The organism is Arthrobacter sp. TJ-270 (assembly GCF_058269075.1).
In genome coordinates, this window is sequence record NZ_JBZCNB010000013.1 from 21,667 (window position 1) to 44,113 (window position 22,447).

The window sequence follows — 22,447 nt, forward strand, 5'->3', positions numbered from 1 at the left end:
ATCCCTCGCCGTGCCGTCTCTCGGGTTAGTCCAACGCGGCCCTTGCGGCGCTCAGATGCTCGGGCGTGTGGTGAATCGGCGCCTGTACTCGGTGGGAGTGGTTGAGAAGGCTGCTCCGAAGTTTTGGCGAAGGGTTACGGCATTCCCGAAACCGCAGTCGGTCGCGATCTGCTCTATGGACAGGTCCGTGGTCTCCAGGAGTCGCCGGGCCGCATCGAGCCGGTGAACTCGGACCCAGGCTGCCGGTGTTGTTCCTGTTTTCGAGCGGAATGCACGGACGAAGGTGCGGCGGCTCATGTGTGCTTGATCAGCGAGCCGTTCGACTGTGAGTGCTTCCCGAAGATTGGCTAGCGACCATTCAAGGAGGCACGTGATCGGATCGTCACTGGACCGCTCTGGGACTGGATGTTCGATGTACTGCGCCTGTCCACCTTCACGGTGTGGCGCGACAACGAGACTGCGTGCCACTTGATTAGCGGCGCCTGCTCCGAGACGGTCACGCACGATATGTAGGCATGCGTCCAGCCCTGATGCAGTCCCTGCTGAGGTGAGGACGTCACCGTGGTCGATATACAGCACGGACTGATCGAGGGAGATGTCCGGGTGTCGGACGGCCATAGTGGTGAACGCTTGCCAGTGGGTGACGGCCCTACGGCCGACGAGCAGGCCAGCGTCCGCCACGGCGATCGCGCCGAGGCACAGTCCGAGGACTGCGGTGTTGCGTGCACCCGCATTTTGCAGCGCGGATTGCAAAGCAGTGCTGATCGGGCGGCCGTCGTCAAACCATGACGGCACCACCACGACGTCAGCATCCTCTGCAACCTTTGGTCCTTGTACACCTGCTAGCTCGTAGCCCTCCGCTGTACGGACCGAGCCCGGCCGGTCCGAGAAGAGCACCGTTGACCACCCTGCAAGCCCCTGCCGGGCGACCTCATCAAACACCATCTGCGGCACGGCGAGATGGAACATCGTTACGCCGTCAAAGGCGTATACGGCGATCTGCAAGGGGCTCTCCTATCTTTGGCCTGAATTCATCGTATATGTGCCGTTGTGCCACTGTTCGCGCCCGACGTCTCACGGGAGGATTGATCTACGGTCCTCCGCCTGACACCACTACCCAGGAGATTTGAATCATGGCTACCCCGCGTCGCGCCCTCATCCTTGTCGATGTCCAGCAGCAGTACTTCAGTGGCATCTTTGAGATCCAGTACCCGCCACACCAGCAGTCCCTGCCGCGTATAGCAGCGGCCATCGATGCGGCCGCTGAAGCGGGCATGCCTATCGCGGTCATTCAGCACACCGCCGGTGAAGGAGCTCCCGTTTTCGCGCCCGGCACCGCGGAATTCGCCCTGCACCCCGAGGTCGAGAACCGCCGCACGGATGCATGGAAGAGCGTCGTGAAGCAGTACGGGTCCGTGTACGCCGGCACGGACTTGGCCGAGTGGCTGCGGCAGAACGACGTCGACACGGTGACCCTCGCCGGCTACATGACCAATAACTGCATCCTCGCCTCGGCCGTTGAAGCCGAAGCGATCGGATTCACGACCGAGGTGCTCTCCGACGCGACCGGGGCAGTCAGTCTCGCCAATGATGCAGGCTTCGTTGATGCGAAGACCGTACACACCACCCTGCTCACCCTATTGAATTCAAACTGGGCGCGCGTCGCCACCACCGACGCGTGGACCAACGCCGTGAACACGAAGGAAACGCTGCAGGGAAGCGACTTGGGCAGTTCGGCGGCGGCCGGAGCTGAACGCACCGCGGTCCCGACCCCGGCATAAGCGCCACCAATGTGCGCATGGCCGAGCCCGAGGGGGGGCAGTTCACGGCCACCAAGAGCTCACCGCGACTTGGTATAACGTGTGGCACATGCCCATCAAACTCGAGAACGTCGGCATCGCGGTCCGCGACCTCGACGCGACGATTGCTTTCTTTACCGACCTTGGGCTCACCGTCATTGGCCGTGACACGGTCAGCGGGGAGTGGAATGACACCGCCGTCGGTCTCGACGGCAACCATGCCAACATCGCCATGCTCCAGACACCAGACGGCAACGGTCGCCTCGAGCTCTTCGAGTACATCCACCCCGATGCGATTGAGACGGAGCCCACTCGGCCCAACGAGATCGGCATGCACCGCGTTGCCTTCTCGGTCGACGATATCGACCACGCCCTCGAGATTGCCGCAAGGCACGGCTGCCACCCGTTGCGCGGCGTCGCAACATACAGTGACGTCTACAAGCTCACCTATGTCCGCGGCCCCAGCGGCATCATTGTGATGCTCGCCCAGGAACTGAACAAGAGCTGAACGCAGTCAATTCGTCAGCGCGTCTATCCACGCGGACCTGATTGCAACGGACTGCCTCATCTGGCGCCGGTGCTTTCTGAACGATGTGTTCATGGAGAGGGGCGCGGCCGGGGGGAAGCTGGTCTATTTGTCCGGGCCGTTGAACAGTGGGGAATCGATGTCGTCGGTGTCGTGTTCTTCTGCGCCCTGATCGTTGTGCACCCGCTTCAGGGAGATTCCCTCTAGGTAAGACGGTACGGGAGGATCCTTCTCTTCATCACTTGTCATGGCGAAATTCTATGGGCCATTGGCAGGCTTGGCGGCCGTAGCGCTCCCGCAGTTAGGGGCAGTCTTCGATTGCCCCTAACTGCCGAACCCGGCGGCTGGTCCCGCAGGATCCCTCAACGTGCTCGGACGGGTCAATCGCGACGGACTTGAGACCCAAGTGCACTGTCACAATCTCCTGTGGAGCGATCAACTGCTTTTCTCGGGCCGGTAAAGGTCGGTGGAGAGGTAGCGAAGTCCGGAGTCGCAGAGAATAGTGACGATTGTCGACCCCGGGCCCATACGTTCAGCGGCCCGAAGAGCCGCGACGACATTCGCGCCTGAGGAAGTTCCGGCAAAGAGCCCCTCCTGCCGGGCGAGGCGCCGCGCCATATCCATCGCCTCGTCGGCAGATACGGTGAGGATGTCGTCGACGCTTTCCGGTTCCCAGAGCGGGGGAACAAAGCCGATGCCGATGCCCTCAATTCGATTGGCTCCAGTCAATTTGCCGGACAAGACAGCGGATTCGGCCGGCTCCACCGCGAAGACGCTGATGTCCGGGTTATGCGCGCGCAGCGCGCGCGTGACCCCGTGAATAGAGTGCGCGGTGCCAACCGCGTGCACGAAGGTGTCGATCTTGCCCTTTGTCTGCGCCCAGATTTCTTCCCCCATGGGGAGATACCCCGTTATCGCATCATGATTATTCAACTGGTCACACCACCACATGCCCGGTTCTTGGGATACTTCAGCGGCACGGGCGATCATCTGCTTGATCAGCGCTTCGGTGATTGCGCCATTGTCGCTGGGAACATCCTCGACGGTAGCGCCAAAGGCAAGCATCGTCCGCCGTTTTTCCTCGCTGAACGCATCCGAGAAAACGACGTGAAGGCCGAAGCCGAGCGCAGCGCATACAAACGCAAGCGAAATGCCGGTCGTACCAGACGTATATTCGACAACCGTCCCTCCCGGCTGAAGCCGACCATCCCGCACTGCGCCTTCAACCGCCGTACGGGCCATGCGGTCTTTCATACTCCCCGTCGGATTGGCCCACTCCAACTTCACAAAGACTCGGGCGCCGTTAGCCGGCACCACCCTGCGCAACTCCACCAGGGGCGTGTTTCCAATTCCCGCAAACGCTCCAACTGAATCGTTCATCTCCGAAGACCCTCTGCTTGTGCAGGCCGATAAGAGACATCGTGGCACTCCGGTAGGTCCGATACAACCGCTTCATGGCAGGCCACGTTGCAAGCGACCAATGAAGTTCGAATGCATGTGGAATCAAGTGCATTGGACCGACGGAATGCACGAGAATGTCGACGAAGACTACAGTCCCGAATGGTTCGCCGTGGAGGAGTTGTTGAGCGGACACTTCACCACTGTCGATTCCCGGTTCAATCGGGATGGAACCTGCGACGCCGTCGTCGTTACGGGCGCCGGGCGGGACCGCCTTTGGGCCCAGCTGGGATTCTTGCCCTTTTGCTTTCTGTGAGACTCATCGGGCCGCCGGCAGTCCATGGTGGAGACTGGGCCAGTGGGCCTGCCCAAAACTGTGGTGGTTTGCTGACGTAGCTCTTAGCGCCCCGTCACCGGATAATGAGGTGATGAAGACCTATTTCGGCACGAAGGAGTTCGAAGGCGCGACCTTTGTCAGGGCGAGTTTCAAGGGCGCCAGCCTGCGATTCTCCGATGTCAGCGGTGTGTCGATGCGCGGCGTCGACGTGGACGGACTCGACATTGACAGCCACGACCTGTTTTTCGGCAGCCTCTTCGTCAACGGGGTCGACGTGGTGCCGTTCGTGGACGCCGAACTCAACCGGCAGTTCCCGGGCCGCGAGCTGCAGAAGGCGCAGACGCCTGAAGGCCTGCGTGAGGGGTGGACCGCAGTGCAGTCTGCGTGGCAGGAGACGGTGACGGGTACACCGCTGGACCTAGTGGACGCGCACGTAGAGGATGAGTGGTCTTTGTCTCAAACCCTGCGGCACCTCATCCTGGCGACCGATGCCTGGCTGCGCGGGGGGATCCTGCGGAAGGAGCAGCCGTTCCACGAGATCGGACAGATATTCACCGGCGCCGGCGAGATGGGCTTTGACATGTCGATCTTCCGCGTGGACCCGCCGGCGTACGAGGAGATTCTCGCGGTTCGAGCGGAACGACAACGACAGGTAACGGATTTCCTGGTCACAGCCACGGCGGATTTGCTCGCGGAGGAACGCGAGGACCCATGGGGTGGCGGTGACTGGCGTCCCAGCGTCGGCGATTGCATTCGCGTGATCCTGGAGGAGGAGTGGGCGCACCTGCGCTACATACGACGGGATCTCGCTCGTATTCGCTAGAACGGGAGGCAGCAGCCAGACGGCGTGTTGGGAATCTTGGCCCACCACGGTTCCGGCCTTCCACAGCGCCGCTACACCTGTCGCCGACGGAGGATCCCTCGCCGTGCCTGTCGGCTCATTACGAATCCGTGATTACGAGTGGCTCTATTCGAGCTGCGCACGATGCTCGAATGAAAGGCTCCTCTGCGCCACCGACGCGGTTGTTCCTTCCTGTGTCATCACACCAGTCGATGTTGTGCGGGTAAGCCTCAACGGCCGCCTCCCCGGGCGTGGCAGTAGCCGGCAGCTGGAAGGAATAAGCAAAACCGCCGGCATCGTTCATCGGTGCGGTTTCATTGATGATCTTCTGTCCTCCCGCGTCCGTGACCGTCACTTTGACCCGGGCGTTCTCGCCGTAGCGAGGATCACAATCCGAGTCCTGCGCTTCGACGGTCACCGTCTCGCCAATCCCCGCACTCGACGGACTCACGGAGTAGGGCGGCGGCAGACAAGGAGGCGCTCCCACGAACGATGAACTGCAACCGGCTAGTACGGCGGCAATTCCTGAGAGCGCAAAGGTTGTGAGCAATGCTGCGGTATGCCTGCCGGGTGCGAGCCTTAATTCCTGCCGCTTCACTTCCCCAGTATGAGGAAGCCCCAAACCTTTTCTCGTGACATCCCTAGATTCGTCGCCGTATCGTTGCATGCCAAGACCGACAGGGCTGAGGGATACCTCGCGTTCTTGGTTCCGTGGTTGAACCTAGCCAGCAGGATCAGCGGCTATTGCTTGTTCCCCGCGGATCAGGCAGATGGCGTGGTGCCTCAGGGGATGAGGCCGTCTGCGCGGTAGCGGTCGAAGAGCGCGGTGAAGGCGTGCAGGGTGCGGCGGTACCCTGTAAACCCGGCGGTTCTGCTTTTGCCCATGTCCGTCACCACCTCGATGTTCCGGCCGAGGTCGCCGTCGGTGTGCCACCAGGACGCCACGCGGTCCAGACGCGGTTCGACGAGCCCGTGGTGTGCCGCGAGCTCCGCCCACTCGTCCTCGCGCCCGGCCATGGCCTGCTCGAGTGGCCGGGGGGCGCTCTCATACCCCTCCCAGGCGACGGCGAAGTACTCGGCGAGCCGTGGCCACATCCACCGCCACCGGAAGACGTCCCCGTTGACGATGTTGAACGCCTCGTCGGTGGCGGCCGGTGTGGTGGAGGCCCAGAGCATGTGCTCGGCGAGGAGCCCGGCGTCGGTCATGTCCGTCAGACCGTTCCACTGCGTCTCCGAGCCGGGGAAGACGAACGGCTCACCGGACTTCCTGCACAGTGCCGCCTGCACTGCGAGGGTAAGGCCCATGTTCATGGCGTTGCCCACTGCGTGGCCGATCACGGTGTGCGCGCGGTGCACGGACCAGGTGAATCCCTGCTGGGCCGCCGCCGCGAACAGTTCGTCCTCCTGCGCGTAGTAGAAGTTTCGGACCGGCAGCCTCGGCTCCTCCTCGTGAAATGGGGTGTCCGCCATCTCGCCGGCCGCATAGGCCTCGAAGGGTCCGAGATAGTGCTTCAGCCCAGTCATGAGGGCCACGTGGGCCACGTCCTTGCCGCGCAACGCGGCCAGAAGGTCGCGCACCATCCCTGCGTTGACCCGGATGTTCTCCTCTTCGGTGTCCTGCCGCGACCACGCCGTGAAGAACACATGCGTCGGGTTCTCGGAAGCGAGGACCCGCTCCAGCGACGCGACCGAGGTCAGGTCCGCCGAGAGCCAGCGCACACCGTCCCGCTTCGACCCGGGTGTGCGCGAGAGGGCCAGGACCGGCCACCCTTCCGCGGTGAGCGTGTCGATCAGGGCCGAGCCTGCGATCCCTGTGGCCCCCACCACGAGCGCCGTCCGCCGTTCACTGGGTACTGCCGCATCGCTAATAGTCATACGGGCGACAAGACGAGACGCCGGAGGGATATTCCTGAACACCCATGGTCCCTGCATTTCGTATCACCTAGTAAGCAAACAATGACTTCGACGAGGAGAGGCCCTGCGATCAGAATCGCAGGGCCTCTGGTTGACTCAGGTATTCAGCCTAAGAGCGTTGTGATGAGTCGGAGCGACAATGCCAGGATGGCGACTAGGCCGATGGCTGCGAAGATGTTGTGCCACCAGCGGTTTCGGAGGTCTCCCATGAGGGTGGACTTGTTGCTCATGATGACCAGCAGGACACCCAGCATGGGTGCTATAAGGACGGTCAGTGATTGTGCGATCACGATTAGTCCGACTGGTGACGTCTGGAAGGCGAGTGTGATGGTGAGGCCGAAGGCCAGGATTGTTCCGGTGACGATTCGTGCGGTGACTGATCCGGCTGCTGGTCCACGTCCGAGGGCATCGGAGAGCATGGTGCCGCCGGCGGTTGCGTTGGCGACCATTGATGAGAAGGCAGCTCCGGAGAGTCCGAGGGCGAAAATGGTGGCTCCGACCGGTCCTGCGAGTGGGGCGAAGACTGATGCGAGGGCGTTGATGGTGGCTGCTTCTTCGCCGGTCTGGCCTAGGACGGATGCGGCGACAATGATGACGAGGGCGGTCATGATTCCGGGGGCTACGATTCCGGGGATGGTGTCGACCAGGGTGATGTCTCGGTAGTCAGCGCGCGTGCGGCGATGCTCTTTGATGCCGTAGGAGTTGTAGAACGCGGCGTTGATGGAGAAGTTCGTGCCGACAAGCGCGACAACGAGTATTTCGCTGCCGGCTGGGAGGCGTGGTGCCATCCCTTCTAAAGCTAGGTACCAGTTGGGTTGGGCGACGAAGGCACTGGCCACAAATGCGAAGGCCATGAGGGCGACGATGACCAGGAGGACTTTTTCCACGATGCCGTAGACGTTCCGGAAGGCCAGGATTATGGCGACCGCGACGGTGCACACGACGCTCCAGAATACGGGGGAGCCGCCAAATATTAGGGAGAGCCCGAGACCGGATCCGACCGCGTTGCCCACTGAGAACATGAGGGTGATGCCGAAGACGCCGAAGCCGGCGAGGAGGCCGACGGGCTTACCCAGATGGTCCTTGATCGAGGTGATCAGCGAGGTTGGTACGGAGATGCCTAGCCGGACGCTCATGTCGGTGAAGAAGATCATCAGTACGGTGGATACGGCGATGACCCAGACGAGGGCGTATTGGTATCCGCTGCCGGCTTGGACTGCGGTGGCTAGATTGCCGGGGCCGAACTGCCATGCTCCGACCACGAACGCGGGCCCCATAAGGGCGAGGTAGCCCAGTAGCGTTCTGTGTCCGCCTTTGGCCGGTTTGGCGGGCGTCGCTTGAGGGTTGGTGTCTTTCGATGGCGCCCTCTGCTCTGATGCTGCAGGGGAATGGATCGTGTGGTTGTTTTGCTCGCTCACTGCGAGTCCTCCTTCTACAGCGTCGCTGCTGTGGGTCGTCATTGACCAAGTGGGGGAGTAGCTAAAGGAGGGGTGGCGGGCTGATCTGAACCCGCCACCCCTTGATGTTAGACCCGGGAAGTAACGTCGCCGAGGTTCGCTGACTTCAACGCTTCCGCGATCTCCGCTCCGGCGCCCGGTGCCAGCGGCAGCAGGGGAGAACGGACCGTAGCGTGCTCGAGGATGCCACGTGCGACGAGGCCTTCCTTGAGAGCGACGGTTCCTTCCATGTGCGAGCCGCGGTGGTAGACCGTCTTAGTAACGGGGAGGAGCCGGTCGTGAATAGCGCGGGCCGCGCGGTAGTCGCCTGCCTTGCCGGCTGCGATCAGTTCGACCAACGGCTCGGGGGCGAGTCCGCCGTATCCGACGAGGGCCCCATCAACATCGAACATGGTGTGCAGAAGGTATTCGTCGTGGCACGTCAGGATCTGCAGGTCGGGGTTCTCACGGCGGAGGACAGGAATCTCGGTATCCCAGCGCTTCATGTTGCGCACGCCGTTCTTCGTTGCGAACACACCCTCCTGGGAGGCGATGTCCAGCTGCGTCTGAAGGTTGTAGCTGGCCTTGGTCACGTCAGGGTACTGGAAGAGGATCAGCGGAAGGCCGCTGGTCTCATAGATTTCCTTGTACCGGTCCTGAGGAGCACCGTCCTGGAAGCCGAAACGGAGCCAGCCATGTGAGGGGTATACGAGGCCCGCGGATGCGCCGGCATCAACGGCACGCTTCGCTTCGAGAGCAGCGACCTTGCTGCCTTCGCCGGTGATACCCGCAATGATCGGAATTCGTGAATCGACTGCTTCCTTGAAGGACGCAATGACCTCGGCCTGCTCCTCGATGGTAAGGAAGGTTCCTTCTCCAGCGTGACCAAGGACGACTAGGCCCTTGACGCCTTCAACGGAGGCAAGCCATGCACCGAGCCGGCGAATCGCGTCGTGGTCCACGGCGCCATCGGTGGTGAAGGGTGTTACTGGGGCGGGAGTGAGGCCCCGGAGATCGATGGACATCGGATCTTCTTTCTGGTCGAGAAATTAGCGGCGGTATAAGCTGATGAGAACGTTTGCAGGAACGTTTTCAAGTATGTGACTTACAGCACGCCGATGTCAAGAGAATTGTTTTCGTGCCGCATCCGCGGTCCCTATGAGGGATACACTCGCCAATGATGGAGAGCTCCAATGAACCGAAACTTAGCCGCCATGGGTGATCGGCAACCCGTGACTTTGAAGGAAGTTGCTGACGCGGCCGGCGTCAGCATTTCCACAGTCAGCAGGATCCTGGACGAGCGCACTCCGCACTCCCGTTCTGCCTCCGCCGAGCGGGTTAGACATATTGCCCAGTCCATGGGGTACCGGCGGAATGTGTTCGCGTCCGTCCTACGACGCGGAACAACTGGAACCATCGGCGTCGTCGTTCCCCGTCTCAGCGATACCGTCATGGCCTTGATGTACGAGGCGCTTGAACGCGCAGCAAAACTGCGCGGGTACGTAACGATCGTGGCCACCAGCGGCGATGACGCTGAGGGAGAAAAAGCAGCCGCGGAAACCCTGTTGAATCGCAATGTCGAAGGACTCATCCTCGCCTCCACACTTCTCGGCGACACCTTCCCGCAGATTCTCGATCAGGCGGCTGTGCCCTACGCCCTGGTTCTCCGTACCGACGGAAAGAGCCCGTCATCACTCGGTGATGATGAAACGGGCGGATACCTGGCGGTTCGTCACCTGATAGACCTCGGTCATAGAGACATTGCGCTGGTGACCGGACCAGCGTTCGCATCAACAGCCCGCGATCGCCTGACGGGCGCACGACGAGCGCTCCTCGAGGCCGGGCTGGCGCTTCCCGAAGATCGTGTAGCGGGGGAGGGCTACCGCATCGAGCACGGCATCGCGGCCGCGCAACTGATTTTCCAGGCGCGCGCCGAGAAGCCAACGGCGGTGTTCGCCGCGAACGACAATCTCGCTCTTGGCGTGATGTCATCCGCACACAAATACGGCATGCAGATAGGACGCGATCTGGCATTGGTCGGGTACAACGACATCCCCCTCGCCGAAACGCTCCCAGTGCCACTCACCTCCGTGCGGGTGCCGTTCGATCAAATTGCAACCACCGCCTTCGAGCTGCTCCTATCATCTGATCAAAAGAACCCCATCCGACGGGCACTGCCAACCCTGATTCCGCGTGCTTCCAGCGGGGAGCACGTAGCAAGTCATGCATGAGTCCAGACTGGCACCCCGACCTGGCGGTAGCCCCTGGCTCTTTGTGGTCGCTGCTGTTTTCGCCGCTGCCGGTCAGCTTGGCGCTGGGTATCTGTACCTGGTGAGCGGTCTCGTCGCCCCGGGCTGGGCGGTCCTGTCGTTCCTCGTGTGGTGGCTGGTGCTCACATCTATCGGGGTTCGATTGGCCCTTCGCCGGTCATACTGGGTGCTTCTTGTTCCTGTTGTCGCGGTGGCGACGTGGGTCGGTGCGCTGTGGCTCGGCGGTGCAGTTCTGGGCTGGACGGCCTGAACTACTGTCCCGGCTCACCTTCGGGCCTGCCCACTTGGCCCTCGGGCTGGTGCTCGGTCCCGGGGATCCGGGCCTGATCATACTTCGGGCTGCCTGCCACCGCTTCCGCTTTTTGCTCGTCCTCCTCTGCTTCCTTCGGCGGTTCGCGGAAGTAGTCTGCATTCGCGAGGTTCCAGTCCTCGGCCCAGCTCCCGGGAGGGTTTCTGAGCAGTTCCCCCGGTTCCATCCATTTATAGATGTTGGCGTAGGAGCGCGTTGTAAGGTGGTCCACCCGGCGGCGGAGCATTCGTGGCGAAAGTTCGACTGGCGAGGCGCAGCCCATCGATGCCATGATCTGGACGCTCTCGTCGACGGTGAGCTTTTGGTAGTTGAAGACGCGTTCGCCTTTGTCTTCAACATTGAGCCCCCGCATGAGCCGAGGATTTTGGGTGGCTACTCCAACAGGGCATTCGTTGGTATGGCATTTCTGGGCCTGAATGCAGCCGGTGGCCATCATCATGGTCCGCGCACTGAGAGTGAAGTCGGCCCCTTCGATCAGGCGTTTTACGATGTCCGAGCCGGACGCTACCTTACCGGCGGCGCCGATACGGATCTGGGGGCGTAGACCCACACCTACCAGGGCGTTGTGCATGAGCATCAAACCTTCGGTCAGGGGCGTGCCGACATTGTCCTGATACTCCAGCGGTGCGGCGCCGGTCCCACCTTCGGATCCGTCGATGACGATGAAGTCCGGTGCTGTGTCCTCCTCGAGCATGGCTTTGCAGATAGCCAGCACGTCCACTCGGGAGCCCACGCACAGCTTGAAGCCGATCGGCTTGCCGCCGGAGAGTTCCCGTAGCTGTCTTACGAAGCGGATCAGCTCTCTCGGGGTGCCGAAAGCGCTGTGGCTGGCAGGGGAGACACAGTCCACTCCTACCGGCACTCCGCGCGCTTCGGCAATCTCCTGAGTGACCTTCGGGCCCGGAAGAACACCTCCCAGCCCGGGTTTGGCGCCCTGCGAGAGTTTTATGCTGATGCCCTTTACCTCGGGCCGGGCTGCCTTTGCCGTGAATGTCTCGGGGCTGAAGTGCCCGGTCTCATCCCGGGTGCCGAAGTACCCGGACCCTATCTCCCAGATCAGGTCCGCCCCATATTTGAGGTGGTATACCGTTAGCCCGCCCTCGCCGGTTTCATGAACAAAACCGCCAATCGCGGCGCCTTTGTTCATGGCCAGAACCGCATTCTTCGACAGCGAGCCGAAACTCATGGAAGAAATGTTCATCAGCGAAATATCATAAGGTTTCGTGCAGTGCGGACCGCCCAGACGGACGCGTGGATGCTGATTTGGCGGAGCGACCGGGGCGGTGGAGTGGATGAGGTATTCATAACCGATTTGGTTGACATCCCGCTCGGTACCGAATGCTTTGTGACTGTTCTCGCCCTTGGACCGCGCATATACCAGTGATCGCACGTCCCGGTTGAATGGTTTTCCGTCGACGTTTCGTTCAACGAAATACTGTTGAATTTCCGGCCGGATCGATTCCAGCAGGTATCGCATGTGCCCCAGGACGGGAAAGTTCCGGAGTACTGAGTGGCGGATCTGGACCACGTCCCACACGCCGATCACCAATATGGCCACTACCACGACTGCCAGAACCAGCCAGCCTACGGGACCGAAGGAGGCCGCCACGATTGTGGCGAAGCCCAAAAACACGAGGCTGACAAATACGAGGAAACGTGTCATATCTCGACTCTACGCTCGGTACGAGATCACCTTTGGGCCTGGTTCCACCTATTCAAAACTGACGCGCGAAGACGCCCGCAGTTGCTCTGCGGGCGTCTTCGAATTGCAGCGGCTCAGGCGGTCTCTTCTCCCTTGTCGTCGACTTCCTCGACCCACGACGGCGGTTCGTCGCGACCCTGGTCCTCGTCCTTCTCGGCGTCCTCCGGCGTCTCCTGCACTATGCCCTGGGCGTGGTGCGTGGGCGCGTAGATCGTGTAGAGGCGAAGTGGTTCGTCTCCGGTGTTCTCGACGTCGTGCCAAGTGCCGGCTGGTACCTGAATGCTCCAGCCGTCCTCGACATCCTGCTGGAAAGAGAGATTGTCTTTAGCGGGTCCCATCTTCACCCGGCCCTTGCCTGCATCGATGCGCAAGAACTGGTCGGTGCCGTGATGCACTTCCAGACCTATCGCACCTCCCGGCTCGATTGACATGAGCGTGACCTGCAAGTGCTTGCCCGTCCAGGCGACCCGGCGGTAGTCAGCGTTCTCCGTTGTGGCGCGCTCGATGTCGAAGGCGTTCGGCTTTGGTCCGTTGTCTGTGATGTCCATGAGTTCATTCTTAACCATCCCCCTGAGGATCACCACAACCGGGGGTGCGCTTTGCCTATATCCGCGTTCCCAGGGACCGCAATGGAGCGGTCCGTGGCCTCGTTGACAAGGGTTGGCGGCAGGAATAGATTAGCCGCGTCGGCCATAGGGCCGTTCTGCTCCACAGTCACTGGTCTCGGCGTCGCCTTGCAGGCAACCGATTTTTGCATCCATCAGGCAGGACCCGGACGCAGGATCCTGCGGTGCACAGGAGTCCCCGTGAAAAACCCCAAGAAAACCCTTTGCTTTCCCCTTTTGCTCGCGCTCGCCTTCACAGTCGGCGCGCCTCCCGCTGCCGTCGGGCACGATGAAGAGTGGCACGAGCATTCGGGCGGTTTCCTACCAGTCCCGGCTGAGTACTACGACCCCATTGAGATCTCGGCTTGCGGCACCATGGTCACTCTCACCTCTGGCGATGTCCGGGAGGTGGAGATGAAAGAAAAAGTGAGGTGGGACGGCACAACGGTTGTGAAGTACCGAGGGGATGCCACTATTGATCTGCTCCGGGCCTCTGATGGAGCATTCATCGACGAACTCGACATCTCAGGCGCAGGTAGCGACCGGCTTTCCTCAGATCAACGCAATCTAAGAATTCTACTGAAGGGACCATCCATCGTCTGGGCGTTGAGCGACCTTGAAGCTGAGTCCTTACGGGACGCCGGCCTACCCGAGTTCCTCTACTACAAGAGGGGCAAGCTCATTCTCGAGGCCGACTTCCCCGAGAGCATTGTGGAGAATCCGGAAGTCGCGCCCACTTCAGTGGAGATCGTCAAGAACACCATCCGCCATGCGAAAGATGTCTGCAAGATGCTCGATTACGCAGCCGAGAAGGACGGGCACCGGCACTGAACCGTTAGGGAAAGTCTGACTACACTAGTGGGTTCGAGCTAAGAGGCGGGATCGACGTTAGTTTTCCCCGGTCGATGGCCCGCGATCGCGGCGCGGACGTCGCCCTCTTCGTGCTCGCCCTTTTCCTTGCCGAACGGCAGCGCTTTCAGCAACGGGTGCACGATAGCCATGACGATGAGGCCCCAGGCGAGTCCCAGGATGGCGGAGCAAAGGGTGTTCACGAGCCAGGCCAGGAAGCCGCCCACAACCGCGATCCCGACGAAAGGGGCCTCGAGGGCATGGACCAGGTCATACGGCAGATGCCAGCCGAGATCGTATGCCCCCTGCAGCATGATGTGACCACCAACCCACAGCATGGCGACCGTCCCGATCAGGGTTATCGCTGCCAGCACGGCGGGCATCCCTTTGACGAGCATCTCGCCGAAGCGCTTGGAGCCCGCGGAATCCTTGGTGGTCAGGTGCAGGCCGATGTCGTCCATCTTTACAATCAGTGCGACGGCACCATAGACGATCACTGTGATCGCCAGCGCCACGACGACCAGAATTATTGCCCGGGCCCACAGGGACTCAGCAGCGACCTCGTTCATGGAGATGACCATGATCTCGCAGGACAGAATGAAGTCGGTGGTGATGGCACCCTTGATGACCTTCGCCTCGGCCTCAGGGCCTTTTTCAACTGCCGGCGCATCTTCGGCCGCGTGGTGGCCGCGGAACTTGTGCCAGACCTTCTCTGCGCCCTCGTAGCAGAGGTAGGTGCCGCCCAGCATGAGGATGAACGGAATGACCCAGGGTATGAAGGCGCTCACGAGGAGCAGCGCCGGCAGGATGATCAGCAGCTTGTTCCGGAGCGAACCCCAGAAGATTCGCTTGATCATCGGCAGTTCGCGGGACGGATCCGCACCGGACACGTATTGCGGGGTGACCGCGGCGTCATCGATCACTACGCCGGCTGCCTTGGTGCCGGCTCTGGCGGCGCCGGCAGCGACGTCGTCAACCGAGGCGGCGGCTATGCGGGCCAGCGCTGCGACGTCGTCCAGCAGGGCGACGAGACCGCCGCTCACAGTCCGCCCTCCAACTGCTCAAGGGGGGTCTGCTGGGCATAGGTGCCACGGGCAAGGTGCGTGATTGGCATGCTCAGAGTATAGGTGCTGGCGGCCGTCAACGGGGTGCCCTATCAGGACGGTTGCCCATCTCGGGGTCCGAATGCTTTGAGGGCGTCGGTCTCGATTGCAGGACGGCGAACGAAGCCCGACGCTGCCGGGATTGATGATTATACGGTCGATGGCGAGCCGCATGAACGGCATGTGCGTGTGCCCGCAGACAATCGTCTGGATCTCGGTCAGCGTATCCTGCAGAACTGCAAGCGAATCTGATGCGCAGCGTACCCGCATCGACGACGATGGAACGATCCCTATAGTGCGAAGAAGGAGTCCACGCGATGACGAAGTACCTGATCTCGTTCCCGAGCAGCGCCATGATGGTTTCCGGCGAGGATCTGGAGGCAGTTTCGGATGCAGCGCACGCAGTCGTGCAGGAGGCGAAGGAGGCCGGCGTCTGGGTGTTCGGTGGCGGCATCGATGAGAGCGTTCCGCCTGTCATGGTCGATGGTAACGGGACCGTAATAGAGGGCACATACCCGCAGACGAAGCAGTTAGAAGGCGGCTACAGCGTACTGGAATTGCCCTCCCGTGAGGCAGCATTGGAATGGGCTGCGAAGATTGCAGGCGCCTGCCGATGCGCGCAGGAGGTGCGTGCGTTCCAGTACGATCCCGCCAGCTGACCGACCGCGGACTCGCTCCTGCCGTGGACAAGGAGTAGTGCATCCTCCCCGCGTGGGAACTAACAGCCCCAGTTGTCGATTAAGCCTGTAGCGGTTCCCTCCTCTTTCGATTACTGGAGTACTTCACCGCGGCGAAAGGGCACGTCATCGTAGTCAGAGCATCACGTCTGCACCTGTCATGAGGACCGGCGAGACGCATCGTGGCAGGAGCCATCCCATTCGTTGGCTCGCGGCCCTTTTGCTGCTCGGGCTGCTCGCGCTTGTAGGGGTGTCCTGCAGTTCCGGCTTGCGCACCGAGGGCGGCCCCCTGTCGGCACCCGCGGAGTGCACCGTCGAGACCTCGGAGGGAGAAGTCGGACTCGACCGTGATGAGGCGCAGCTGGCCACGACGGCCGTGGCGCTTTCGGCCCGAGGACTGGAGGCCCCGGACACCTCCGGCATCGACGAACGGGTGTTGGAGCGGCTGGCCAACGGACCGCCGGAAGACGCCGGTCCCAGCTTGACCTGTCGAGGCTCAGCGGCAAGTGACCTGCCGGAGCAGCAGATGACTGCCACGGGGTTGACACCGCGCGCCGAGCAGTTGCTCGAGGCGATGACCGAAGTGTTCGGTGAGCAAAGTCTTGGCGGGTTCGCCCCGGGCGGCGTTGACCGGGGACACGGAGCCGACTCGACGCACTACGACGGCCGGGCCATCGATATCTTCTTCCGTCCGGTCACCGAAGAGAACCGGCGTGAAGGGTGGATATTGGCCCACTGGCTCGTCGCTCATGCCGAGGACCTCAACATTCAGTACGTTATCTTCGACGACCGGTTCTGGAGCGCACACCTGTCTCGAGGGCAATGGCACGACTACGACGCACCCGAACCCGCCAATGAGATCCTGCGGCATCTCGACCACGTGCACGTGGACGTGCTCGGTGGAAGCGCTGAGTCGTGACCTGATTGGGACTCGCGCCTTGGACGGCGAGCCACCAGACTGTCCTCATGGAGTGGACGCGTGCGAAGGACTGGCTGATCGGTGCTGCTGGGATGCTCCTCCTCCTGGTGGTCACGGTCGCGATCTTCTGGTGGGTTGTGAGCGACCCGGTCGGCGGGGACGAAGGGGGACCAGCGCCGTCCCCGACGGTGGGCGCGGAAGGCCCTCCGAGCGAAGAGCCTCCCGCTGACCTTCGCGAGGATGAGGTGTGGTTCGCTGACCTCAGACTGGACGCTGGGACGGTAGTGACCTCGGGGTCGACGCTCCGCGATGTTCGGGCCGTCGGGCAGGACGTGGTCACGGGTCCGGACGGGTTGATCGCTACGCGGCTCACCGTAGACGCAACAGTGCCGTTCGGGGCTGTTGCCGATGAGCTCGGCGACGGGACCGAGGTCCGCGCCGCCGACGACGGCCAGGCCACGGTGGTTCGCACCGTTGAGGCCCTGGGTCGCGAGTTGCGTGTCACCGCCACCGGGACAGTTGAGGTTGAGGCCGGCAGGCTCGTTATGGAGCCACGCTCGATTGACATTGGCGGGCCGGACTTCCTGTCCGATGTCATCGCCACCGTCGTGCGCAGGTTTGTGACCATCGAGCACGACATCGAAGGCCTGCCCGAGGGTCTAGTGCTCCAGGACGTCGCCGTCCAGAGTGACGGTTTCCGTGCCAACCTGCTGGGCGAGGACGTCAAGCTCGTCCCATAACGGCCCTTGACGGGAACCCCGAACCGGATACACATCAACGTTATAAAAACCTTGACCACCTCCTGCAGTTCGCCTAATGTTGAGAAAGCGCTTTCCGTTGAAAGGATTCAAAGATGAACTCGCGCTTTCGCTTCATCCCCGTACCAGCAACGCTCGCTCTCAGTGCAGCCCTGATCGCCGGAGGTGGCGGCGTTCCGGCCGCTGCAGCGCCGGCCCCCGATGCCCAGATTGGCATCCAACTCGAACACCTCGACCGCGGGCTCGTCGCGGCCAGTACCTCGGAGGGCACGTTCCTCAGCTGGCGACTCCTCGCCACCGAAGTCACCGGTGCAAGTGAGACCGGCCAGACCGGAGCCGACTTCGCCGTATACCGCAACGGCGAGAAGATAGCCACGGTGACCGACAGCACCAACTACATCGACGCTGAAGGCGCGGCTGACGCGACCTACCAGGTTGCCGCCGTCGTCGACGGTGTGGAACTGCAGCGCAGCGCAGAGGTGAGCCCCTGGGCACAGGGACACACCGACATCCCGCTGCAGAAGCCGGCCGACGGCGTCACCCCCGCCGGTGAGAGCTACACCTACTCCGCTAATGACATGAGCATCGGTGATGCGGACGGCGACGGCGAATACGAGTACGTCGTCAAGTGGGATCCCTCGAACTCGAAGGACGTTTCGCAGGTGGGGTACACCGGCAACACCTACATCGACACGTACACGATGGACGGCACGCTACTGCACCGCATCGACCTCGGCGTGAACATCCGCTCCGGCGCGCACTACACGCAGTTCATGGTCTACGACTTCGACGGCGACGGCCGCACGGAAATGATGATGAAGACCGCGCCGGGCACCAAGGTTCTCACCTACGACGACGCCGGCAACGTCACCAACGAACGCTTCATCACCATGCCGGCCGATGACATCGCCGCCGGCTACAGCAACGAAGACGACTACCGGAAGAGCGCGGCCGACTACTACGAGCACGTGGTCGACATGTTCGCCGGCTGGCACGAGCACCCCGAGGTTGTCGCCGGCAACTGGCCTGCAACGCTCGAGGCGGCATTCGGTATCGAGGAGCGCTACGAGTACCCGCTTTCCGATGCTGACGCCCGTGCAATGGCCGACTATTTCATCGACGAGTACGCCCCGGGCCGCAGCACCCGCAACAACCTCCGCGCGTTCGAGGGCTTCATCCTCGACGGCCCCGAATACCTCACCGTGTTCGACGGCGCTACCGGCGAAGAGCTCCAGACCGTCGACTACGAGCCGGGACGGCACGACGACGGCCTCATGTGGGGCGATTACGCCATGAGCCGCATCGAGCCGGGCAACCGCGTGGACCGGTTCCTCGCCGGCGTCGCCTACCTCGACGGCCAGCGCCCGTCGGCGGTCTTCGCCCGCGGCTACTACACCCGCTCCACCCTTGTCGCCTACAACTGGGACGGCAAGAACCTCTCTAAGGTCTGGAACGTGGACAGCGGCTGGACGCCGATGACCAACCCGTTCAACGACGGTCCCCACGGTGTTGACGGAACGGACCCCGAGTTCGGCTCCATCACCACGCAGGGCTTCCATTCGCTGAGCGCAGCTGACGTCGACGGGGATGGGCGGCAGGAAATCGTCTATGGCGCTGCCACAATCGACGACGACGGCTCGCTCCTCTACAGTTCGTTCGCCGAGATGCCCGAGGGCAGCGGCGCGCCGGGCACGCAGGCCCGGCTGGGCCACGGCGACGCCATGCACGTGACCGACATCGATCCCAACCGCCCCGGCCAGGAAATCTGGACGGTTCACGAAGGTGGCCGCTGGGCCCCTTACGGCTCGGTCATGCGCGACGCCGCAACCGGTGAGGTCCTCTTCGGTGCGTACTCGGGACGGGACACAGGCCGCGGCATGATCGGCGATGTGCGCGCCGACGTCGAAGGCATTGAAGTGTGGGCCAGTATGCCGGGCGGCAGCGACGGATCGGGTCTGCTGAGCGCCGAGGGTGAGAGAGTCGATTCCAAGACTCCGGGCACCAACATGAGCATCAAGTGGGCAGCGGACCTGACCACGCAGATCGTCAACCGTTCGAAGAACGGGAACCCGACCATTGACGACTGGGCCCGCGGGACGCTGTTGACAGCGGAAGGTACCCAGACCAACAACGGCACCAAGGGCAACCCCTCGCTCGTGGCCGATGCATTCGGCGACTGGCGCGAGGAACTGTTTGTCCGCACGGATGACAGCTCCGCAATCCGCGTGTACCTCAGCACCGAGGTCACCGAGCACAAGCTCACCACGCTGATGCAGGACCCGCAGCACCGCGCGGAGGTGGCCCGCCAGAACACCACCTACAACCAGCCGTCGTACACGAGCTACTATCTGGCGTCGGACATGGACTTCGCGAACGTTCCGGTACCCGATGCCTGGACCCCAGGGCTCATCGCCTACCTGCAGGCCACGCTTGAGTCGCTGATTGCCAGCGGTGATGTTGCCGGTCCGGTTGCCAAGCAGCTCGAAACGTCGCTGGCCCAGGCCCAGAAGGCGGTCGAGCAGGGCAACCTCGAGAAGGTAGGAAAGGCGATGGACCGCTTCGAGAAGGCGCTCAACCAGGGCAAGAAGCCGGACGTTGTGTCCGATTCAGCCCGCGCCATTCTCGACAACGGAGTGCGGACGGTCCTCAATATGGTCCGGTAGCTTCCGGAACTTTCTGTCAGATAAGGCGGGTCCGGCGCAGCTGGACCCGCCCTATCTGTGCAATTTTCAGACGTCGTTGCGGGTGAAGGCGGCGGCGCGGACGACGTCGTCGTTCTCCAGACCCGCTCCCAGCGCACCGCCCACCGTCGCCAGCGCTGCGGTCAGCAGGCTGAGCTGCGCGTATTCCGCGAAGCCCACCGACTCACCGACGACGGCGGCAAACACACCGGAGTCCACCAGCAGCACCGCTGCCAGGAAGGACAGGACGAAGAGCGCCCCGAAGAAGGTGACCACGCCGACCACCACGGTCGCGGTGGTCGCTAGGTTGAACAGCGCCACCTGTTCGCGCTCAATACGCCGCCGCGGACGCTCCCACAGGTCAGCGCCGATCATGAGGGTCAGCGTGACCGCGCCGACCGCAAGAACGGTCAACAGGATGAGCCGCAGCGGCCCGTAGGCGGTGGCCAGCAGCCAGAGGTCGCTCGTCGCAAGGGTCACCACGCCGGCGGCAGCCGCGGCCGTCAGTGCACGGGATAGCGTGACCGCCAACCGCCAGGGCCGGTTCGCGAGGATGAGCCCTAGCAGCACGCGAACGTTCCCCGCCACCACCCGCCCGGTGAACTGGATGGGGTTTTCATCCGCAAGGTCGGGTAGGTCCTCCACCAGCTCGCGGGCGTAGCGGGCGCGGTCCTCGGGCTCGTCGTCCTCGTCCCAGCCGACCAGCGGGCCGACCAGCCGCGCCACCGCCGTCGGAACGCTCTCCTTGCGGCCAACTGCACGCAATGCAGGCAGCGCCACCAGCCCCACCCTGTGAACGGGGCTGATCTGGGTAAGTACCGGCTTCCGCCCGCTGCGGAGGGCAAGATCGCTGACGACGACGGCGAGATCCCAGTCCTCGTCCAGCAGCCGGTCCCGCGCCGTTTCCAGCAGCTCCGACGGCGCCCGGCCATCGAGCGTTTCGACCGCGACGGACACGCGCCACCCGACGCCGGGGTGCTGCTCATGGAGCAGCCGGGGGAGGGCCTCGCCCAGTTCCTGCACGGACGCCGGGTCAAGGGATGGAGGTACGACGACGCCGAGCGTCAGAAGCGGTGGGGCACTATCGGGCACCGATCAATGATCCCCGGACCGGGCCGTCCGCGGAAATCCGGGACTGCCAGGACGGCTTCAGCTCCTCGAACCTGACCTCAGGCCGAAGCGAACACCTCGCGCTGGAAACGGATGTGCTCAGCGTTCTGGGCCGCGCCGCCGTTCTCATGCCCGTTATAGGGGAAGACGTTCATCGACTTCTCGCCGGCGTAGTGGTTGTAGGCGGCGTAAACGCACGACGGCGGGCAGACGTCGTCGAGCAGGCCCACCGAGAAGAGCGCCGGCATGGTGGCGCGGGCGGCGAAGTTGACGCCGTCGAAATAGTTCAGGGTGTTGAAGATTTCCTCCTCCCGTCCGCGCTGGATCCCGAGGTAGCGCACAAGTTCGCCGTACGGGGCAGTGTCGACGATTTCGGTTGCGCGCCGGATATGCGAGAGGAACGGCACGTCCACAATCGCGGCCAGCGGTGCATGCTCAAGGACGGTGGGGGAGAGTGCAGCCGATGCGAGCGCGATGGCCCCGCCCTGGCTGCCACCGGAAATGAGCACCTTCGTCGGGTCAACGAACGGGTGCGACTGAGCGGCCTCCACAGCCCGCACCGCGTCGGTGAACAGCCGCCGGTAGTAATACGTCTCCGGTGAGTCAATGCCGAGGGTCAGGTGGCCACCGACGTGAGGGCCGCTCACGCCCTGGTCAGGGGTGTCGCCGCTCCTGTGGCCGGCACCCTGTCCGCGGAGGTCCATAACAAAATGCGCGACACCGGCGCTCGGGATGGCGGTCCACTCGCCGACGAGGCTCCGCCCGCCGCCGTAGCCGATGTAAGTAACGACGGTGGGCAGGGGGGCGGAGGTGGAGCGGGGCCGAAGCATCCATCCCTTGATGGGGTGCCCGCCATAGCCTGCGAAGCTGACGTCCTCGGTGACCAGCTCGGAGTAGCCGGCGTCGATCTCGTCGAAGCGGGCATCTAGAGCGAAGGACGAGGCTTCGGCGAGCGTCTTCTCCCAGAAGGCGTCGAAGTCCGCGGGTTCAGTGCGGTCCGGCGCGTACTGCTCGAGCTCGCGGAGAGGGAGATCAAACTGCGGCATGTAAGGAGTCCTTCGCTCTTTTCGGTCTCGGAAGTATCACAAGTCACACTATTCTAGGAATAGGTCTTGCGCATTGAGACGATTCAATTTAGTCTCTTTGGAGAGCGCTTTCCGTGATGTGCACCACTGTACCAGCGGACCGAAGAGCTTCACCTCATATCTGAGC

At 62.7% G+C, this 22,447-nt stretch carries 23 protein-coding genes; 11 read left to right on the forward strand and 12 right to left on the reverse strand.

The features are described 5' to 3' along the window. Positions 1-51: 51 nt before the first annotated feature. On the reverse strand, positions 52-1,005 hold the full coding sequence (locus AC4D2M_RS16635; protein ID WP_490893008.1) for a GlxA family transcriptional regulator: 954 nt from the start codon (positions 1,003-1,005) through the stop codon (positions 52-54). A 128-nt stretch (positions 1,006-1,133) separates the two neighbouring features. On the opposite strand from AC4D2M_RS16635, the gene AC4D2M_RS16640 reads away from it, so the two are divergent. Both AC4D2M_RS16640 and AC4D2M_RS16645 read left to right on the forward strand, forming a co-directional pair. Beyond that, entirely contained in the window at positions 1,134-1,781 is a 648-nt protein-coding gene (locus tag AC4D2M_RS16640; RefSeq protein ID WP_490893009.1) for an isochorismatase family protein, read from the forward strand. Between the two features lie 88 nt (positions 1,782-1,869). Further along, on the forward strand, positions 1,870-2,307 hold the full coding sequence (locus AC4D2M_RS16645) for a VOC family protein (RefSeq protein ID WP_490893010.1): 438 nt from the start codon (positions 1,870-1,872) through the stop codon (positions 2,305-2,307). A gap of 123 nt (positions 2,308-2,430) precedes the next feature. On the opposite strand, the gene AC4D2M_RS16650 is transcribed toward AC4D2M_RS16645, so the two are convergent. Then, positions 2,431-2,574, reverse strand: a complete 144-nt coding sequence (locus tag AC4D2M_RS16650; protein ID WP_490892308.1) for a hypothetical protein — start codon at positions 2,572-2,574, stop codon at positions 2,431-2,433. Between the two features lie 186 nt (positions 2,575-2,760). Beyond that, complete coding sequence (locus AC4D2M_RS16655; RefSeq protein WP_490893011.1) at positions 2,761-3,705, reverse strand: PLP-dependent cysteine synthase family protein; 945 nt, start codon at positions 3,703-3,705, stop codon at positions 2,761-2,763. Between the two features lie 145 nt (positions 3,706-3,850). On the opposite strand from AC4D2M_RS16655, the gene AC4D2M_RS16660 reads away from it, so the two are divergent. Both AC4D2M_RS16660 and AC4D2M_RS16665 read left to right on the forward strand, forming a co-directional pair. Beyond that, entirely contained in the window at positions 3,851-4,039 is a 189-nt protein-coding gene (locus AC4D2M_RS16660; protein ID WP_490893012.1) for a hypothetical protein, read from the forward strand. Positions 4,040-4,151: 112 nt separating this feature from the next. Beyond that, a complete protein-coding gene (locus tag AC4D2M_RS16665) occupies positions 4,152-4,883 on the forward strand; it encodes a DinB family protein (protein ID WP_490893013.1) in 732 nt (243 codons plus the stop codon). 118 nt (positions 4,884-5,001) lie between these two features. Here AC4D2M_RS16665 and AC4D2M_RS16670 read toward each other — a convergent pair whose 3' ends face one another. The 4 genes from AC4D2M_RS16670 to AC4D2M_RS16685 all read right to left on the reverse strand — a co-directional run bounded on the left by AC4D2M_RS16670 (position 5,002) and on the right by AC4D2M_RS16685 (position 9,276). Further along, complete coding sequence (locus AC4D2M_RS16670) at positions 5,002-5,319, reverse strand: hypothetical protein (RefSeq protein WP_490893014.1); 318 nt, start codon at positions 5,317-5,319, stop codon at positions 5,002-5,004. A gap of 365 nt (positions 5,320-5,684) precedes the next feature. Further along, complete coding sequence (locus tag AC4D2M_RS16675) at positions 5,685-6,776, reverse strand: SDR family oxidoreductase (RefSeq protein ID WP_490893015.1); 1,092 nt, start codon at positions 6,774-6,776, stop codon at positions 5,685-5,687. Between the two features lie 143 nt (positions 6,777-6,919). Then, positions 6,920-8,233, reverse strand: coding sequence for an Nramp family divalent metal transporter (locus AC4D2M_RS16680; protein WP_490893016.1), 1,314 nt, complete (start codon positions 8,231-8,233; stop codon positions 6,920-6,922). 107 nt (positions 8,234-8,340) lie between these two features. Next, complete coding sequence (locus AC4D2M_RS16685) at positions 8,341-9,276, reverse strand: dihydrodipicolinate synthase family protein (protein ID WP_490893017.1); 936 nt, start codon at positions 9,274-9,276, stop codon at positions 8,341-8,343. Between the two features lie 168 nt (positions 9,277-9,444). Between AC4D2M_RS16685 and AC4D2M_RS16690 the strand changes: the two genes are divergently transcribed. Beyond that, positions 9,445-10,482, forward strand: a complete 1,038-nt coding sequence (locus AC4D2M_RS16690; protein ID WP_490893018.1) for a LacI family DNA-binding transcriptional regulator — start codon at positions 9,445-9,447, stop codon at positions 10,480-10,482. Next, a complete protein-coding gene (locus AC4D2M_RS16695; protein WP_490893019.1) occupies positions 10,475-10,771 on the forward strand; it encodes a hypothetical protein in 297 nt (98 codons plus the stop codon). Before AC4D2M_RS16690 ends, AC4D2M_RS16695 begins: the two co-directional genes overlap by 8 nt. A 1-nt stretch (position 10,772) precedes the next feature. Here the strand turns inward: AC4D2M_RS16695 and AC4D2M_RS16700 are convergent, their stop codons facing one another. Both AC4D2M_RS16700 and AC4D2M_RS16705 read right to left on the reverse strand, forming a co-directional pair. Beyond that, positions 10,773-12,494 carry an FMN-binding glutamate synthase family protein gene (locus tag AC4D2M_RS16700; RefSeq protein ID WP_490893020.1) on the reverse strand — a complete coding sequence of 574 codons (1,722 nt, stop codon included), beginning with the start codon at positions 12,492-12,494 and terminating at the stop codon, positions 10,773-10,775. 113 nt (positions 12,495-12,607) lie between these two features. Beyond that, a complete protein-coding gene (locus tag AC4D2M_RS16705; RefSeq protein ID WP_490893021.1) occupies positions 12,608-13,081 on the reverse strand; it encodes a cupin domain-containing protein in 474 nt (157 codons plus the stop codon). A gap of 258 nt (positions 13,082-13,339) precedes the next feature. Between AC4D2M_RS16705 and AC4D2M_RS16710 the strand changes: the two genes are divergently transcribed. After that, positions 13,340-13,969, forward strand: coding sequence for a hypothetical protein (locus tag AC4D2M_RS16710; protein ID WP_490893022.1), 630 nt, complete (start codon positions 13,340-13,342; stop codon positions 13,967-13,969). 38 nt (positions 13,970-14,007) lie between these two features. Here AC4D2M_RS16710 and AC4D2M_RS16715 read toward each other — a convergent pair whose 3' ends face one another. Then, positions 14,008-15,030: a DUF808 domain-containing protein gene (locus AC4D2M_RS16715; protein WP_490893023.1), complete on the reverse strand. Its 1,023-nt coding sequence runs from the start codon at positions 15,028-15,030 to the stop codon at positions 14,008-14,010. Between the two features lie 377 nt (positions 15,031-15,407). On the opposite strand from AC4D2M_RS16715, the gene AC4D2M_RS16720 reads away from it, so the two are divergent. The 4 genes from AC4D2M_RS16720 (at position 15,408) to AC4D2M_RS16735 (ending at position 20,107) form a co-directional block, all read left to right on the forward strand. Beyond that, on the forward strand, positions 15,408-15,749 hold the full coding sequence (locus AC4D2M_RS16720; RefSeq protein WP_490893024.1) for a YciI family protein: 342 nt from the start codon (positions 15,408-15,410) through the stop codon (positions 15,747-15,749). A 178-nt stretch (positions 15,750-15,927) separates the two neighbouring features. Then, the gene (locus AC4D2M_RS16725) at positions 15,928-16,686 is read left to right on the forward strand and encodes a VldE C-terminal domain-containing protein (RefSeq protein ID WP_490893025.1); all 759 of its coding nucleotides are present in this window, start codon (positions 15,928-15,930) and stop codon (positions 16,684-16,686) included. A 47-nt stretch (positions 16,687-16,733) separates the two neighbouring features. Further along, entirely contained in the window at positions 16,734-17,426 is a 693-nt protein-coding gene (locus AC4D2M_RS16730; RefSeq protein ID WP_490893026.1) for an LmeA family phospholipid-binding protein, read from the forward strand. Positions 17,427-17,539: 113 nt separating this feature from the next. Beyond that, on the forward strand, positions 17,540-20,107 hold the full coding sequence (locus tag AC4D2M_RS16735) for a rhamnogalacturonan lyase (RefSeq protein ID WP_490893027.1): 2,568 nt from the start codon (positions 17,540-17,542) through the stop codon (positions 20,105-20,107). Positions 20,108-20,173: 66 nt separating this feature from the next. On the opposite strand, the gene AC4D2M_RS16740 is transcribed toward AC4D2M_RS16735, so the two are convergent. Continuing rightward, positions 20,174-21,217 (reverse strand): hypothetical protein, encoded by a 1,044-nt coding sequence (locus AC4D2M_RS16740; RefSeq protein WP_490893028.1) that lies wholly within the window; start codon positions 21,215-21,217, stop codon positions 20,174-20,176. Between the two features lie 77 nt (positions 21,218-21,294). Then, positions 21,295-22,281: an acetylxylan esterase gene (locus AC4D2M_RS16745; protein WP_490893029.1), complete on the reverse strand. Its 987-nt coding sequence runs from the start codon at positions 22,279-22,281 to the stop codon at positions 21,295-21,297. Positions 22,282-22,447 lie beyond the last annotated feature (166 nt).

Excerpts from the sequence above, each read along its gene's own strand:
- AC4D2M_RS16640 (WP_490893009.1), top strand. The coding sequence starts at position 1,134 with ATGGCTACCCCGCGTCGCGCCCTCATCCTTGTCGATGTCCAGCAGCAG.
- AC4D2M_RS16645 (WP_490893010.1), top strand. The coding sequence starts at position 1,870 with ATGCCCATCAAACTCGAGAACGTCGGCATCGCGGTCCGCGACCTCGAC.
- AC4D2M_RS16650 (WP_490892308.1), bottom strand. The coding sequence starts at position 2,574 with ATGACAAGTGATGAAGAGAAGGATCCTCCCGTACCGTCTTACCTAGAG.
- AC4D2M_RS16655 (WP_490893011.1), bottom strand. The coding sequence starts at position 3,705 with ATGAACGATTCAGTTGGAGCGTTTGCGGGAATTGGAAACACGCCCCTG.
- AC4D2M_RS16660 (WP_490893012.1), top strand. The coding sequence starts at position 3,851 with ATGCACGAGAATGTCGACGAAGACTACAGTCCCGAATGGTTCGCCGTG.
- AC4D2M_RS16665 (WP_490893013.1), top strand. The coding sequence starts at position 4,152 with ATGAAGACCTATTTCGGCACGAAGGAGTTCGAAGGCGCGACCTTTGTC.
- AC4D2M_RS16675 (WP_490893015.1), bottom strand. The coding sequence starts at position 6,776 with ATGACTATTAGCGATGCGGCAGTACCCAGTGAACGGCGGACGGCGCTC.
- AC4D2M_RS16685 (WP_490893017.1), bottom strand. The coding sequence starts at position 9,276 with ATGTCCATCGATCTCCGGGGCCTCACTCCCGCCCCAGTAACACCCTTC.
- AC4D2M_RS16690 (WP_490893018.1), top strand. The coding sequence starts at position 9,445 with ATGAACCGAAACTTAGCCGCCATGGGTGATCGGCAACCCGTGACTTTG.
- AC4D2M_RS16695 (WP_490893019.1), top strand. The coding sequence starts at position 10,475 with ATGCATGAGTCCAGACTGGCACCCCGACCTGGCGGTAGCCCCTGGCTC.
- AC4D2M_RS16700 (WP_490893020.1), bottom strand. The coding sequence starts at position 12,494 with ATGACACGTTTCCTCGTATTTGTCAGCCTCGTGTTTTTGGGCTTCGCC.
- AC4D2M_RS16705 (WP_490893021.1), bottom strand. The coding sequence starts at position 13,081 with ATGGACATCACAGACAACGGACCAAAGCCGAACGCCTTCGACATCGAG.
- AC4D2M_RS16720 (WP_490893024.1), top strand. The coding sequence starts at position 15,408 with ATGACGAAGTACCTGATCTCGTTCCCGAGCAGCGCCATGATGGTTTCC.
- AC4D2M_RS16725 (WP_490893025.1), top strand. The coding sequence starts at position 15,928 with ATGAGGACCGGCGAGACGCATCGTGGCAGGAGCCATCCCATTCGTTGG.
- AC4D2M_RS16730 (WP_490893026.1), top strand. The coding sequence starts at position 16,734 with ATGGAGTGGACGCGTGCGAAGGACTGGCTGATCGGTGCTGCTGGGATG.
- AC4D2M_RS16735 (WP_490893027.1), top strand. The coding sequence starts at position 17,540 with ATGAACTCGCGCTTTCGCTTCATCCCCGTACCAGCAACGCTCGCTCTC.
- AC4D2M_RS16745 (WP_490893029.1), bottom strand. The coding sequence starts at position 22,281 with ATGCCGCAGTTTGATCTCCCTCTCCGCGAGCTCGAGCAGTACGCGCCG.